Consider the following 14,752-nt stretch of genomic DNA (forward strand, 5'->3'; position numbering starts at 1 on the left):
GAGAAGAGTGAAGACAACAGTAGCAAGTATGTGTACATTTGTACATAAACCGGAAGAGGAAAATCATGGCCCGTAGACCAAACGATCCGCAGCGCCGCGAGCGCATCCTGCAGGCGACGCTGGATACCATTGCGGCGCACGGCATCCATGCGGTGACGCACCGTAAAATCGCCACCTGCGCGAATGTGCCGCTGGGATCGCTGACCTACTATTTCAGCGGCATTGAGGCGTTAATTGAGGAGGCGTTCAGCCTGTTTACCGCCGAGATGTCGGCGCAGTATCAGCAAGGCTTCGTCGGGGTAACGAACCGGGAACAAGCCTGCGATGCCATCGCGGATCTGATCTTCAGCGCCCAGGTGACCACGGCGCGCAATATGGAGCTGATGTACCAGCTGTACGCGTTCTGCAGCAGTCAGCCGGCGCTGAAGGCGGTGATGCAGAACTGGATGCGGCGCAGCCAGCAGACGTTGGAGCAGTGGTTCGCCCCCGATACCGCCCGCGGTCTCGACGCCTTTATTGAAGGGATGACCTTGCACTTTGTCACCGACCGCGCGCCGCTGTCGAAGGCGGCAATCCGGCTGCTGGTTGGGCAGCTGGCGGGGGAGAGGGCGCAGGAAGAGGGGCGCTGAAGCGGCGTTTCACCCGGAATGGCTAAACGCAGGCAACAAAAAACCCATCAACCTTGAACCGAAGTGGCGGGGTTGATGGGCTCCACAAAATGGGGACATCAAAGAAAAGCAGTGGCATTACTTATGACTGATGCCCTGAGAAAAAGTTCTGCCTGTGACGGCTTTTTTCTCAAAAAATTATTGTAGCCCTGGCCAGATGATCACGATGAGCGTCCCGGCAAGGGTAAGCAGCACGTTGGCGATGGCGTAGGTGCCTGCGTAGCCGAGCGCGGGAATGTTGCTGCGCGCGGTATCGCTGATGATCTCCATCGCCGGGGCGCAGGTGCGGGCTCCCATCATGGCGCCGAACAGCATCGCCCGGTTCATGCGCAGCACGTAGGCGCCGAACAGGAAGCAGATCACCACCGGCACCAGGCTGACGATAAGCCCTGCCGCCAGCATCTGGCCGCCGACGGCGCCCAGCCCGTTATTGATCCCGGCCCCGGCGCTGAGACCGACTCCGGCCATAAACACCATCAGACCAAACTCTTTCACCATGTTCAGCGCCCCCTGCGGGATATAGCCGAAGGTTGGGTGGTTGGCGCGCAGGAAGCCAAGCATGATGCCGGCGAACAGCAGGCCGGCGGCGTTGCCGATGCCGAAGCTGAAGGAGCTGAACTGGAAGGTGATCATGCCGATCATCAGGCCAACGATAAAGAAGGCGCAGAAGGCCAGCAGATCGGTCACCTGGCTGTGAATGGAGATAAAGCCGATGCGGTCGGCCACGGTTTTTACGCGGCGGGCGTCGCCGCTGACCTGCAGCACGTCGCCTTTGTTCAGTACGACGTTATCGTCGATAGGCATCTCGATCTGGCTGCGAATAACCCGGTTTAAGAAGCAGCCGTGGTCGGTAAGCTTGAGCTGCGCCAGGCGGCGGCCGACGGCGTTGTGGTTTTTGACCACTATCTCTTCAGTGACGATGCGCATGTCGAGCAGATCGCGGTCGAACACCTCTTTACCGTTGCGGAAGCTCGGGTCGAGGCGGGCGTGGGCGTCCGGGTAGCCCACCAGCGCAATATCGTCACCCATCTGCAGCACCGCGTCGCCGTCCGGGTTGGCCAGAATGCCGTTGCGACGAATGCGTTCAATATAGCAGCCGGTCTGGCGGTAAATACCCAGTTCGCGCAGATTTTTGCCATCCGCCCAGGCCACCAGCTCCGGGCCGACGCGGTAGGCGCGGATCACCGGCAGGTAGACTTTACGTTTGGAATCGGTATCGAGGCCGCGCTCGCGGGCGATTTGCTGGGCGCTGGTCTGCAGATCCTGATGCTGCAGCTTGGGCATATAGCGGGCGCCGACGATCAGGCTCACCAGACCAACCAGATAGGTCAGGGCATAGCCGAGGCTCAGATGGTCAAGCGACTGCGCCAGCTGATCGCTGGGCAGGCCGAAATGGCGCAGGGTGTCGCCCGCGCCCACCAGCACCGGGGTGGAGGTCATGGCGCCTGCCAGCATACCGGCGGTGAGCCCGATATCCCAGCCGAACACTTTACCCAGCACCATGGCGATCAGCATCGCGCTGCCGACCATCACCAGCGCCAGCATCAGGTAGTTTTTCCCGTCGCGGAAAAAAATAGAAAAAAAGTTGGGCCCGGCTTCTACGCCAACGCAAAAAATAAACAGCATAAAGCCGAGATTAAGGGCATCGGTGTTAATCGCGAAATGCTGCTGGCCTAATAATAGAGAAACGACTAAAACGCCAATGGAATTACCAAGTTGTACTGAGCCGAGACGCAGTTTTCCCAGGCATAGTCCTAATGCAAGTACAACGAATAATAACAGGATGTAATTCCCGTTTAACAAATCTGCGACGTTTATATTCACGAAAGCCAACTTCTCATTTACTAGTAAGTTGTTGAAGGAAATGGTTATTTGGTCTAAGGTTGCTCAGGCGTTCGCGTTGTCGCGAACCTATTCTGGCACCCTGTTATAACCAGCAAAAATATACCGCTAGTTTAATCCTTCCTGGATGCGGCGGCTAGTGACAATCGTTTTTAGGCTGGTAGGGGAGTTATTGGCATGGATTGCCGAAATGCTTTATCTGACTGGGCGACGTGGACGTGAGTTAGAGGCAACATCAGGAGGATACGGTGAAATCTGAGCGTAGTTGGGCCGGCATTATCTGTGGCTTCGTTCTGTTCATTGTGGTGTGCTTATCGTTGTTGTTACATATGAAAGGGGCATTTCGCGCCAGCGGCAACCCGGAGCTGGGCCTGCTCTTCTTTTTGCTGCCAGGGGCGGCGGCGAGCTGTCTCTCTCCTGGACGGCGGGTGCTGCGTCCTTTGCTCGGCGCGATACTGGCGGCGCCGGTCTGCATGGTGACGATGCGGCTGTTCTTCGTGACCCACCGGACGTTCTGGCAGGAGATGGCGTGGGTGTTGAGCGCCGTGTTCTGGTGCGCGCTTGGGGCATTGTGCTTTTTGTTTATCTGCGCCTGGCTTGATACCTGGCGCAGTCATTCATCGAGCAAATAAATTGACTCAGGCAAACAGGCCGAGATTCTCTTTTGCCCAGGCTTCAAAATCGGTGCAGCCGCCGATGTGTTTCTGGTCGACGAAAATCTGCGGCACGGTTTCAACCGGTTTGCCAACGGTTTTTTCCAGGTCAGCTTTGCTGATGCCTTCGGCATGAATATCCACGTAGCGGTAGTTGAAATCATCACGCTCGTTGGTCAGTTTTTCTGCCAGTTCTTTAGCGCGAACGCAGTAAGGGCAGCCTGGACGACCAAAAATAACGGTAAACATTGCTTCTCTCCTTAAACCTCAGCCGGATGGCGAATGGCGCTTATGATGCCTGCAACGGGCGGGGAGGGAAAGAAGGTTCTGCCTTTTACTTCGATGGTTTACGGCTATGTTTGATAAATGTCGGACTGTCAAAACACGTACACTGGCCCGACGGCGCGGTGGAATTGGCTGGCGCGCCGCGTTTATCAACCGGAGAGGCGTGATGCGAAAATTTGCCCCATTGCCGAAAAGCATACTGCTGGTTGAGATCCTCGGGATGGGGCTGTTAACCCTCGCCTGGCTCTCCCTTAACCAGTATGTCCAGCTGCCTGCGCCCATTGCCAGCCCGACCGCGGCGCTGGTGATGCTCTTTGCCGGGATCGTGCTGATGATCCCCGCCGCCATCGTCGTGATGTGGCGGATGGCGCAGATCGTGGCCCCGCAGTTAACGCACTCTCCAAAGCCTGAATCCTTGTCTGACAGAGAAAAACGAAATGACGCCGACCATTGAGCTGCTGCGCAGCCACCGTTCTATCCGCCACTTCACCGATGCCCCCGTGAGCGACGAACAGCGCGCGGCGATTATCGCCAGCGCGCAAGCGGCATCTACCTCGAGTTTTTTACAGTGCACCTCCATCATCCGTATTACTGACCCGGCGCTGCGTGAACGTCTGGTCCCGCTGACCGGCGGCCAGCAGCACGTCGCCCAGGCGGCGGAGTTTTGGGTCTTCTGCGCCGACTTTAATCGCCACCTGCAGATCTGCCCACAGGCGCAGCTGGGGCTGGCGGAACAGCTGCTGATCGGCGTTGTCGATACGGCGCTGCTGGCGCAAAACGCGCTGACCGCCGCCGAGTCCCTCGGACTAGGGGGCGTCTATATCGGCGGGTTGCGCAACAGCATTGAGGCCGTCACAGAGCTGCTGGAGCTGCCGCAGCACGTCCTGCCGCTGTTCGGTCTTTGCCTTGGCTGGCCGGCGGATAACCCGGATATCAAGCCGCGGATGCCGGCGGCCATGCTGGTGCATGAGAACCGCTATCAGCCGCTGGATAACGCGCTGCTGGCGGAGTATGACGAACAGCTGGCGCACTATTATCTGTCGCGCGGCAGCAACGCCCGCCGCGATACCTGGAGCGACCATATCCGGCGCACTATCGTGAAAGAGAGTCGTCCGTTTATTCTTGACTATCTGCATAAGCAGGGGTGGGCAACGCGCTGATTACGTGTACACTGCTGCTCCGGCCAGGTGATATCCGCCGCCGGCCGCAGGAAAGGTGAAAGTGTGTTCGATAGCTGAGGCCCGCCAGAGCGGGTCTTTTCGCAGAGGTGCAGGATGAAAATTGCCATATTATCCCGGGATGGAACGCTTTATTCATGTCGGCGCCTGCGCGAAGCAGCGCAACAGCGCGGTCATCAGATCGAGATCCTCGATCCGCTTTCCTGTTATATGAACGTCAGCCCGGTGGCCTCGTCGATCCACTACAAAGGGCGTCAGCTGCCGCACTTTGATGCGGTGATCCCGCGCATTGGCTCGGCGATCACCTACTATGGCACCGCGGCCCTGCGCCAGTTTGAGCTCCTGGGAAGCTATCCGCTGAATGAGTCGGTCGCCATCACCCGCGCTCGCGATAAGCTGCGCTCGCTGCAGCTGCTGGCGCGCCAGGGCATCGATCTGCCATTGACCGGCATCGCTCACTCCCCGGATGACACCAGCGATCTGATCGCCATGGTGGGCGGCGCGCCGCTGGTGGTGAAGCTGGTGGAGGGCACCCAGGGGATCGGCGTGGTGCTGGCGGAGACCCGCCAGGCGGCGGAGAGCGTGATCGACGCCTTTCGCGGACTGAACGCTCATATTCTGGTGCAGGAATACATTGCCGAAGCGAAAGGGTGCGATATCCGCTGCCTGGTGGTCGGCAATGAGGTGGTGGCGGCGATCGAGCGGCGGGCGAAAGAGGGGGATTTCCGCTCTAACCTGCACCGCGGCGGCATGGCCACGGTGGCGCAGATTAGCGACGAGGAGCGGGCCATTGCCATCAAGGCAACGCAAACTCTCGGGCTGGACGCCGCCGGTGTCGATATTTTACGCGCCGCCCGCGGGCCGCTGGTGATGGAGGTGAATGCCTCGCCGGGGCTGGAAGGGGTGGAAACCACCACCGGCGTGGATGTCGCCGGCAAGATGATCGCCTGGATCGAGCGCCAGGCGACGCCGGAATTCTGTTTGAAAATAGGCGGCTAACCGCCGGATGCAAGACGGCCATGGTATGCGGCGCTTTTTTTGCGTAAGCTATGGCGTCGTTTTTCCACTGTAAGAGGTCACAGGCACTATGGATTCACTGGTCGTTCCAGGTCTGGATACGCTACGTCGCTGGCTGGACGAGATCGGCATCAGCTTTTTTGAGTGCGATTCCTGTCAGGCATTGCACCTGCCGCATATGCAGAATTTCGACGGTATTTTTGATGCCAAAATTGACCTGGTGGACAACGTGGTGCTCTTTTCCGCCCTGGCGGAGGTGAAGCCGTCTGCCCTGCTGGCGCTGTCGGCGGATCTCTCGGCCATCAACGCCAGCTCGTTAACCGTGAAGGCGTTTATCGACATTCAGGACGATAATTTGCCCAAGCTGGTGGTTTGCCAGTCGCTGTCTATCGGCCCAGGGGTGACCATGGAGCAGTTCGCCTGGTTCTTCCGCCAAAGCGAAGAGCAGATCTCGATGGTAATCCTTGAAGCCGGCGCAAATCAGCTGCTGTACAAAGGCGAAGAAGAAGAGCCTGCGGCGGAAAACGTGCAATACCATTTTCTTCACTAAACCTGCCTAAAATTAGCGCAGCCACTACCGCAGCGGCTGCGTATTACCCGCTTTTATTCTGCATTTAACCTTTCTTTAAAGCATTATTCACCGCCATTCAGGCCGTTTTGGCTTATCACGTAGACCGTTATTGCATAAAAATTTGATAAAAGGCGTTTTTTTACCTGGGCTATAGCCTCTTATTCTGGCTACAGTTATTCTGGCGATGCTTCCAGTTGCGAGCAACCACTCCGGGAGAGATCCGCTCTCCTTTTCTCAGGCAATGAAAAAATATGCATGATTTTTGCATGCGTAGAAATGCGTATATTTGAGCCCGTAAGTTAACGGGTGTTGAGAAGGAAAAGAGATATGACCGCCTTTGGTAAAAAATGGTTAACAGGTCTGGTTACGGGTGCGCTGATGGCCGTCTCTGCCGGTTCGCTCGCCGCCGAACAAAAAACCCTGCATGTTTATAACTGGTCTGATTATATCGCGCCGGACACGGTAGCGAATTTTGAAAAAGAGACCGGGATTAAAGTGGTGTATGACGTTTTTGATTCCAACGAAGTGCTGGAAGGCAAATTAATGGCGGGTAGCACCGGTTTCGACCTGGTGGTGCCGTCGGCAAGCTTCCTCGAACGCCAGCTGGCGGCGGGCGTGTTCCAGCCGCTGGATAAAAGTAAGCTGCCCAACTGGAAGAATCTTGACCCCGAAGTGCTGAAGCTGGTCGCCAAGCATGACCCGGAGAATAAATACGCCATGCCTTACCTGTGGGCGACGACGGGCATTGGCTACAACGTGGATAAGGTGAAAGCCGTTCTCGGCAAAGATGCGCCGGTGGACAGCTGGGATCTGGTGCTGAAGCCGGAGAACCTCGAAAAACTGAAAAGCTGCGGCGTCTCCTTCCTCGACGCGCCGGAAGAGATTTTCGCCACCGTGCTGAACTACCTCGGCAAAGATCCGAACAGCAGCAAAGCGGATGATTACACCGGCCCGGCGACCGATCTGCTGCTGAAGCTGCGGCCGAATATTCGCTACTTCCACTCTTCGCAATATATTAACGACCTTGCCAATGGCGACATCTGCGTGGCGATCGGCTGGGCAGGGGACGTCTGGCAGGCGGCCAACCGCGCGAAAGAGGCGAAGAACGGCGTCAATGTCTCCTACTTTATTCCGAAGGAAGGCGCGCTGGCGTTCTTTGACGTCTTTGCCATGCCGGCCGACGCGAAGAATAAAGATGAAGCCTATCAGTTCCTTAACTATCTGATGCGTCCGGACGTCATCGCCAAAATCAGCGACCAGGTGTTCTACGCCAACGGCAACAAGGCTTCCACGCCACTGGTCAGCGAGACTATCCGTAACAACCCGGCGATTTATCCGCCAGCGGATGTGTTCGCCAAACTGTTCACGCTGAAGGTGCAGGATCCGAAGATTGACCGCGTGCGCACCCGCGCGTGGACCAAAGTGAAGAGCGGCAAATAATTCCTGACGGCCCGTCGAACACGGGCCAAATCAGATCTGCACTCGCCGGGAAATAGCAGCGCGCCCGGCGAGCAGAAGCACCAGGATGGTGCAAATGCACTGTTAAGCACGAAGTATGGCACCGGACCATATGGTGATCGTTTTTTTGCCGGAGAGCACCCGATTGAACGACGTAATGCCCCGCCCACAGGCGAAAGCCCCCAAAGCGCTGACCCCGCTACTGGAAATCCGTAACTTAACCAAGTCGTTTGATGGCCAGCATGCGGTCGACGACGTCAGTCTCACTATCTACAAAGGCGAAATTTTTGCTCTGCTGGGCGCGTCAGGCTGCGGGAAATCGACGCTGCTGCGCATGCTGGCGGGCTTTGAACAACCGACCGCCGGGCAGATTATGCTCGACGGCGTGGATCTGGCGCGCGTGCCGCCCTATCAGCGGCCTATTAATATGATGTTCCAGTCCTATGCCCTGTTTCCCCATATGACCGTTGAGCAGAATATTGCCTTCGGCCTGAAGCAGGACCGCCTGCCTAAGGCGGAAATCACCGCCCGGGTGCAGGAGATGCTGGCCCTGGTACATATGCAGGAGTTTGCCAAACGTAAGCCGCACCAACTCTCAGGCGGCCAGCGGCAGCGCGTCGCGTTGGCGCGCAGCCTGGCGAAACGGCCCAAGCTGCTGCTGCTTGATGAACCGATGGGGGCGCTGGATAAAAAGCTGCGCGATCGCATGCAGCTCGAGGTGGTGGATATTCTTGAGCGCGTTGGCGTGACCTGCGTGATGGTGACCCACGATCAGGAAGAGGCGATGACCATGGCGGGCCGTATCGCCATCATGAATCGCGGCAAGTTTGTGCAGATTGGCGAACCGGAAGAGATTTACGAGCACCCGACCACCCGCTACAGCGCCGAGTTTATCGGCTCGGTGAACGTCTTTGAAGGGCTGGTGAAGGAGCGTCTGGAAGACGGTCTGGTGCTAAGCTCGCCGGGGCTGATGCATCCGCTGAAGGTCGACCCCGACGCCTCTGTGGTGGACAACGTGCCGGTCTGGGTGGCGCTGCGTCCGGAGAAGATCATGCTGTGCGATGAACCGCCGGCGGACGGCTACAATTTTGCCGTCGGCGAGGTGATTCATATCGCCTATCTGGGGGATCTCTCTATCTATCATGTGCGCCTGCAAAGCGGGCAGATGATCAGCGCCCAGCTGCAGAATGAACACCGCCATCGGAAAGGGACGCCCACCTGGGGCGATGAGGTGCGTTTATGCTGGGATGCTGACAGCTGCGTTGTGCTGACGGTGTGAGGAGAGGGCGATGAATACCGTTGAATCCCCGTCAGGGGCGAAAAAACCGGGCGGCTTCGCGCTGTGGGCGGCGCGCCTGCAGATGGCGCATGGCCGCAAGCTGGTGATTGCGCTGCCCTATCTGTGGCTGATCCTGTTGTTTATGCTACCGTTCCTGATCGTGTTCAAGATAAGTCTTGCCGAGATGGCGCGGGCGATCCCTCCCTACACCGAGCTGATGGAGTGGGCGGACGGCCAGCTGACGCTGACGCTTAACTTTGCCAACTTCCTACAGTTGACTGACGATCCGCTCTATTTTGAAGCTTATCTCCAGTCGCTGCAGGTGGCGGGTATCTCGACGATCTGCTGCCTGCTGCTGGGCTATCCGCTGGCCTGGGCGGTGGCGCACAGCAAGCCGTCGACGCGTAATATTCTGCTGCTGTTGGTGATCCTCCCGTCGTGGACCTCGTTTTTGATCCGCGTCTATGCCTGGATGGGGCTGCTGAAGAGCAACGGGGTGTTGAATAACTTCCTGCTGTGGTTAGGGGTTATCGATCAGCCGCTGGAGATCCTGCACACCAACCTGGCGGTGTACATCGGTATCGTGTATGCCTATCTGCCGTTTATGGTGCTGCCTATCTACACCGCGCTGACCCGCATCGACTATTCGCTGGTGGAGGCCTCGCTGGATCTCGGCGCCCGGCCGCTGAAGACCTTCTTCCAGGTGATCGTCCCGCTCACCAAAGGCGGCATTATCGCCGGCTCCATGCTGGTGTTTATCCCGGCGGTCGGCGAGTTCGTGATCCCGGAACTGCTGGGCGGGCCGGACAGCATCATGATTGGCCGCGTGCTGTGGCAGGAGTTCTTTAACAACCGCGACTGGCCGGTCGCCTCGGCGGTGGCGATTGTCATGCTGCTGTTGCTGATCGTGCCGATCATGTGGTTCCACAAGCACCAGCAAAAACAGATGGGAGAGCAGGGATGAACGACTTGCCGGTAGTACGCTCGCCGTGGCGCATTCTGATCCTCGTGCTCGGGTTCACCTTCCTCTACGCCCCGATGCTGATGCTGGTGATCTACTCGTTCAACAGCTCGAAGCTGGTAACGGTCTGGGCCGGATGGTCGACGCGCTGGTATAGCGAACTGTTCCACGATGATGCGATGATGAGCGCGGTAGGATTGAGCCTGACCATCGCCGCCTGCGCGGCGACGGCGGCGGCGATCCTCGGTACCATCGCCGCGGTGGTGATGGTGCGCTTTGGGCGTTTTCGCGGCTCCAACGGCTTCGCGTTTATGATCACCGCGCCGCTGGTCATGCCGGACGTGATCACCGGTCTCTCGCTGCTGCTGCTGTTCGTGGCGCTGGGACATGCCATCGGCTGGCCGTCGGACCGCGGCATGTTGACCATCTGGTTGGCGCATGTCACCTTCTGTACCGCCTACGTGGCGGTGGTGATCTCCTCGCGCCTGCGCGAGCTGGACCACTCTATTGAAGAGGCGGCGATGGATCTTGGCGCCGCGCCGCTGAAGGTCTTCTTCGTCATCACGCTGCCGATGATTATGCCGGCGGTGATCTCCGGCTGGCTGCTGGCCTTCACGCTGTCGCTGGATGACCTGGTGATCGCCAGCTTTGTCTCCGGTCCCGGGGCCACGACCTTGCCGATGCTGGTCTTCTCCAGCGTGCGCATGGGGGTCAACCCGGAGATCAACGCCCTGGCGACGCTCATCCTCGGCGTGGTCGGTATTGTTGGTTTTATCGCCTGGTATTTGATGGCCCGCGCAGAAAAGCAGCGAGTGCGCGATATCCAGCGTGCAAGACAAGGCTGAACCACCTAAAATCGGTACAGCAGCCTCCGGTCGGCGCCACCCTGTGGCGCCGTTTTCATGGAAGACATTACGTTGGGATTGTTTACGAAAACTCGCTCATCGCATGCCCGCCTTAACGTCCCTGCGCTGGTGCAGGTGGCGGCCTTTGCTATTATTTTGATTCGTGGCCTGGATCTGCTGATGATCCTTAATCTGTTGGGCCTGCAGGGGCTGAACGAATTCATACACCGCAGCGTTCAGACCTGGAACCTGACGCTGGTCTTCCTCGGCAGCCTGGCGCTGGTGTTTATCGAGATCTGGTGCGCCTTCTCGCTGGTGAAAGGGCGCAACTGGGCGCGCTGGATCTATCTGCTGACGCAGATTATCGCTGCCGGCTACCTGTGGGCGGCGTCGCTGGGCTACGGGTATCCGGAGCTGTTCAGCATTCCCGGGGAATCAAAACGAGAGATTTTCCACTCGCTGGTGATGCAAAAACTGCCGGATCTGCTGGTTCTGACGCTGCTGTTCGTGCCGGCGAACTGCCGTCGCTTTTTCCGCCTGCAATAACGGTGATACAATCCCCGCCCCTGGATTTTTGAAGGTCAATTATGCATTGCGCACTCTACGACGCCGGCCGCTGCCGCTCCTGTCAATGGCTGGAGCGGCCGGTCCCGCAACAGCTCGCCGATAAAATGGCCGATCTGCGCACGCTGCTGGCGGCGATCCCGGTCGCAGCCTGGGGCGAGCCGGTCAGCGGGCCGGAGGCGGCTTTCCGTAACAAGGCTAAAATGGTGGTCAGCGGCAGCGTTGAGCGTCCGCTGCTGGGGATGCTGCACCGCGATGGCACTCCGGTGGACCTCACCGACTGCCCGCTCTATCCCGCCGAGTTTGCCCCGGTTTTTGCTGCCCTGAAGCCCTTTATCGCCCGCGCCGGGTTAACACCTTACAACGTCGCGCGCAAACGCGGGGAGCTGAAATATCTGCTGCTGACCGCCAGCCAGCAGGGGGAGATGATGCTGCGCTTCGTGCTGCGCTCAGAGGCCAAGGTGGCTCAGCTGCGCGCCGCGCTGCCGTGGCTACAGGCACAGCTGCCGCAGCTCAGCGTGATCACGGCGAATATCCAGCCGGTGCATATGGCAATCATGGAAGGTGAGCAGGAGATCTTCTTCACCGAACAGCAGGCGCTGGGGGAGGTCTTTAATGGGGTGCCGCTGTGGATCCGCCCGCAAAGCTTCTTTCAGACCAATCCGGCGGTAGCCAGCCGGCTGTACGCCACGGCCCGCGACTGGGTGCGCGCGCTGCCGGTCCAGCATATGTGGGATCTGTTTTGCGGCGTTGGGGGATTTGGCCTGCACTGCGCGACGCCGACGATGCGCCTGACCGGTATCGAGATCGCCCCGGAAGCCATCGCCTGCGCCAGACAGTCAGCCGCGCAGCTGGGACTCAGCAATCTGCATTTTCAGGCGCTGGACTCGACGCAGTTCGCCACTCACGAAGCGGATGCCCCGCAGCTGGTGCTGGTTAACCCGCCGCGCCGCGGTATTGGCGCTGAACTATGCGACTATTTAAGCCGCATGGCGCCGCCCTATATTATCTATTCCAGCTGTAACGCCCGCACCATGGCGACCGATATCGCTCGTCTTAGCGGCTATCGCGTTGAGCGGGTCCAGCTGTTTGATATGTTCCCCCACACCGCCCACTACGAAGTGCTGACCCTGCTGGTCCGCGAAGTTTAAACAAAATGTGAAGGCTTTGCGCCGCTGAAATCGGGTAAGCTTGATGCAGCATGTTTTGTTATTGGTGGGGGGAATCTAATGGCCAAAACCATTCTGCTGGTGGAAGATGACGAGGATATAGCCACGCTGCTGCGGCTCAATCTTCAGGATGAGGGCTATCAGATCGTCCATGAAGCCGACGGCGGCCAGGCCCTCGCCCGGCTGGAGACGCAGGTCTGGGATGCGGTGATCCTCGATTTGATGCTGCCCGGCGTCGATGGTCTGGAGATCTGCCGGCGTATCCGCCAGATGACCCGCTACCTGCCGGTGATTATCATCAGCGCTCGCACCAGTGAAATGCACCGCGTGCTGGGCCTTGAGATGGGCGCCGACGACTATCTGGCGAAGCCCTTTTCACTGCTGGAGCTTATCGCCCGCGTCAAAGCGCTGTTTCGTCGCCAGGAGGCGATGGGGCAGAATCTGCTGATGGACGCCGGGCGCCTGTCCTGCCATGGCCTGAGCATCGACCCGCTGTCGCGCGAAGTGAAGCTGCGCGGCGAGACGGTGGACCTCACGCCGCGTGAATTCGACCTGCTGTATTACTTCGCCCGCCACCCCGGGGAAGTGTTTTCCCGCCTGGCGCTGCTGGAGCAGGTCTGGGGATATCAGCACGAGGGCTATGAGCATACCGTCAATACCCATATCAACCGCCTGCGCAGTAAAATCGAACGTGACCCGGCCGAGCCGGACATCATTCTTACCGTCTGGGGAAAAGGCTATAAGTTCGCCCCGGTGACGCAAGAGGCCGCCCCGTGATCCGCCGCCTGAGCCTCAGCCAGCGTCTGGCGCTGGTGGTGGTTTCCCTGCTGATGCTATGCGCGGTGGCGGTATGCGCCGTCCAGTTACACAGCAGCGCGCAGTATGGCAACGCCATGGTGCAGCGTCTGTCGTCCGGGCTGGCTCAACAGATTGTCGCCCGCGAGCCGTTGCTGGACGTCCACGGCGAGGTCAACCGGCAAACCCTGAAGTCGCTGTTTGACCGACTGATGACCTTTAATCCCAGCGTGGAGCTCTATCTGCTGTCGCCGGATGGCGACCTGCTGGCCGATGCGGCGCCGCCGGGCCATATCCAGCGCCAGCGTATCGACATGGCGCCGGTGCAGGCTTTTCTCACCGGCAGTGCGTCGCCGGTGTATGGCGACGATCCGCGCAGTCCCGACGGACGAAAAGTCTTCAGCGCCGCCCCGCTGCGCGTCGACGGCCAACTGCGCGGCTACCTGTATATCATTTTGCAGGGGGAGACGTTTAATCAGCTGGCGGCCGACGCCTGGCAAAAAACGCTGTGGAGCATTGTTCTGTGGACGCTGCTGCTGGTGGCCCTGTTTGGCCTGCTGGCAGGGGGGCTGGCATGGTTCTGGGTTACCCGGCCGGTCCGCCTGCTCACCGCCCAGGTGGCGGCGAGCGGCCAGGACAGCATCAGCGCCATCAAAACCCTGGCGGCCCGCAGGCCGGAGCCCCGGCCTGGTAACGAGGTGGCGGTGCTCGAGAACCGCTTTATTGACCTTGCCCGGCAGATTGCCGATCAGTGGGATCGGCTGGCCGACAGCGATCGCCAGCGCCGTGAATTTGTGGCCAATATCTCTCACGATTTGCGCACGCCGCTGACTTCGCTGCTGGGGTATCTGGAAACGCTGACCCTGAAGGATGAATGGCTGACCGCCGAGGAGCGCAGGCAGTATCTCACCATCGCCCTGCGCCAGGGCAACAAAGTGCGCCATCTTTCGCAGCAGCTGTTTGAGCTGGCGCGACTGGAGCATGGTGGCATTAAGCCGCAGCGCGAGCGTTTCGCGATGGGGGAGCTGATTTCCGACGTGGCGCAGAAGTTTGAATTAACTGCCCGCACGCGCGAGGTGAACCTGCATATTGATGTACCGGGACCGCTGCCGCTGATTAACGCCGATGTGTCGATGATTGAGAGGGTGGTGACCAACCTGCTCGATAACGCGATGCGGCATACTCCCGTCGGCGGGGAGATCCGTCTGGCGGTCTGGCAGGAGAATCAACAGCTTCAGGTCGAAGTGGCAGACAACGGAGCGGGCGTCGATGCCGCGTTGCGCGACGATCTGTTCCAGCGGCCGTCGGCGTTGTCAACCCAGGCATCGCGGGAGGATCGCGGCGGGTTAGGACTGCTGATTGTGAAACGAATGCTGGAGCTGCACGGGGGCGATATCAGACTGGTGGAGTCGGTAAGCGGGGCGCGGTTCAGGTTCTTCGTGCCACTTTGAGAAATCGCCGGGTGGC

Annotated in this window: 16 protein-coding genes; 14 read left to right on the forward strand and 2 right to left on the reverse strand. The window is 59.2% G+C overall.

All coding sequences use genetic code 11. The annotated features are described in order from the left end of the window. Positions 1–65: 65 nt before the first annotated feature. Positions 66–629 (forward strand): TetR/AcrR family transcriptional regulator, encoded by a 564-nt coding sequence (locus tag VZP09_RS04520; protein ID WP_021441473.1) that lies wholly within the window; start codon positions 66–68, stop codon positions 627–629. A gap of 177 nt (positions 630–806) precedes the next feature. Here the strand turns inward: VZP09_RS04520 and VZP09_RS04525 are convergent, their stop codons facing one another. Continuing rightward, positions 807–2,492 carry an aspartate:alanine antiporter gene (locus VZP09_RS04525; RefSeq protein WP_004179131.1) on the reverse strand — a complete coding sequence of 562 codons (1,686 nt, stop codon included), beginning with the start codon at positions 2,490–2,492 and terminating at the stop codon, positions 807–809. Between the two features lie 266 nt (positions 2,493–2,758). Here VZP09_RS04525 and ybjM point away from each other — a divergent pair, with 266 nt between their 5' ends. Further along, positions 2,759–3,142, forward strand: a complete 384-nt coding sequence (gene ybjM / locus VZP09_RS04530) for an inner membrane protein YbjM (RefSeq protein ID WP_002896351.1) — start codon at positions 2,759–2,761, stop codon at positions 3,140–3,142. A 6-nt stretch (positions 3,143–3,148) separates the two neighbouring features. Here the strand turns inward: ybjM and VZP09_RS04535 are convergent, their stop codons facing one another. Next, positions 3,149–3,412: a GrxA family glutaredoxin gene (locus tag VZP09_RS04535; protein ID WP_002896352.1), complete on the reverse strand. Its 264-nt coding sequence runs from the start codon at positions 3,410–3,412 to the stop codon at positions 3,149–3,151. 202 nt (positions 3,413–3,614) lie between these two features. Here VZP09_RS04535 and VZP09_RS04540 point away from each other — a divergent pair, with 202 nt between their 5' ends. The 12 genes from VZP09_RS04540 to VZP09_RS04595 all read left to right on the forward strand — a co-directional run bounded on the left by VZP09_RS04540 (position 3,615) and on the right by VZP09_RS04595 (position 14,736). Then, positions 3,615–3,902 carry a YbjC family protein gene (locus VZP09_RS04540; RefSeq protein ID WP_008805812.1) on the forward strand — a complete coding sequence of 96 codons (288 nt, stop codon included), beginning with the start codon at positions 3,615–3,617 and terminating at the stop codon, positions 3,900–3,902. Further along, positions 3,886–4,608 carry a nitroreductase NfsA gene (nfsA, locus tag VZP09_RS04545; RefSeq protein ID WP_016529763.1) on the forward strand — a complete coding sequence of 241 codons (723 nt, stop codon included), beginning with the start codon at positions 3,886–3,888 and terminating at the stop codon, positions 4,606–4,608. Before VZP09_RS04540 ends, nfsA begins: the two co-directional genes overlap by 17 nt. A gap of 114 nt (positions 4,609–4,722) precedes the next feature. Next, entirely contained in the window at positions 4,723–5,625 is a 903-nt protein-coding gene (gene rimK / locus VZP09_RS04550; protein WP_002896363.1) for a 30S ribosomal protein S6--L-glutamate ligase, read from the forward strand. A gap of 88 nt (positions 5,626–5,713) precedes the next feature. Next, a complete protein-coding gene (locus tag VZP09_RS04555; protein ID WP_002896365.1) occupies positions 5,714–6,193 on the forward strand; it encodes a YbjN domain-containing protein in 480 nt (159 codons plus the stop codon). A 348-nt stretch (positions 6,194–6,541) separates the two neighbouring features. Then, on the forward strand, positions 6,542–7,654 hold the full coding sequence (gene potF / locus VZP09_RS04560) for a spermidine/putrescine ABC transporter substrate-binding protein PotF (protein ID WP_002896368.1): 1,113 nt from the start codon (positions 6,542–6,544) through the stop codon (positions 7,652–7,654). 163 nt (positions 7,655–7,817) lie between these two features. Beyond that, the gene (gene potG / locus VZP09_RS04565) at positions 7,818–8,951 is read left to right on the forward strand and encodes a putrescine ABC transporter ATP-binding subunit PotG (RefSeq protein ID WP_002896370.1); all 1,134 of its coding nucleotides are present in this window, start codon (positions 7,818–7,820) and stop codon (positions 8,949–8,951) included. A gap of 10 nt (positions 8,952–8,961) precedes the next feature. After that, on the forward strand, positions 8,962–9,915 hold the full coding sequence (potH, locus tag VZP09_RS04570; protein WP_002896371.1) for a putrescine ABC transporter permease PotH: 954 nt from the start codon (positions 8,962–8,964) through the stop codon (positions 9,913–9,915). Beyond that, positions 9,912–10,757: a putrescine ABC transporter permease PotI gene (gene potI / locus VZP09_RS04575; protein WP_002896372.1), complete on the forward strand. Its 846-nt coding sequence runs from the start codon at positions 9,912–9,914 to the stop codon at positions 10,755–10,757. Before potH ends, potI begins: the two co-directional genes overlap by 4 nt. Before the next feature lie 57 nt (positions 10,758–10,814). Further along, the gene (locus VZP09_RS04580; RefSeq protein ID WP_002896376.1) at positions 10,815–11,303 is read left to right on the forward strand and encodes a YbjO family protein; all 489 of its coding nucleotides are present in this window, start codon (positions 10,815–10,817) and stop codon (positions 11,301–11,303) included. A 41-nt stretch (positions 11,304–11,344) separates the two neighbouring features. Further along, a complete protein-coding gene (gene rlmC, locus VZP09_RS04585; protein ID WP_002896378.1) occupies positions 11,345–12,472 on the forward strand; it encodes a 23S rRNA (uracil(747)-C(5))-methyltransferase RlmC in 1,128 nt (375 codons plus the stop codon). A gap of 78 nt (positions 12,473–12,550) precedes the next feature. Continuing rightward, positions 12,551–13,267, forward strand: a complete 717-nt coding sequence (locus VZP09_RS04590; protein WP_002896380.1) for a response regulator transcription factor — start codon at positions 12,551–12,553, stop codon at positions 13,265–13,267. Further along, positions 13,264–14,736, forward strand: a complete 1,473-nt coding sequence (locus VZP09_RS04595; protein WP_016531909.1) for a sensor histidine kinase — start codon at positions 13,264–13,266, stop codon at positions 14,734–14,736. The genes VZP09_RS04590 and VZP09_RS04595 overlap by 4 nt, the downstream gene beginning before the upstream one ends. The last annotated feature ends 16 nt before the right edge of the window (positions 14,737–14,752 follow it).

This window comes from Klebsiella sp. EMBS2024 (assembly GCF_036233805.1).
Lineage (GTDB): Bacteria > Pseudomonadota > Gammaproteobacteria > Enterobacterales > Enterobacteriaceae > Klebsiella > Klebsiella pneumoniae.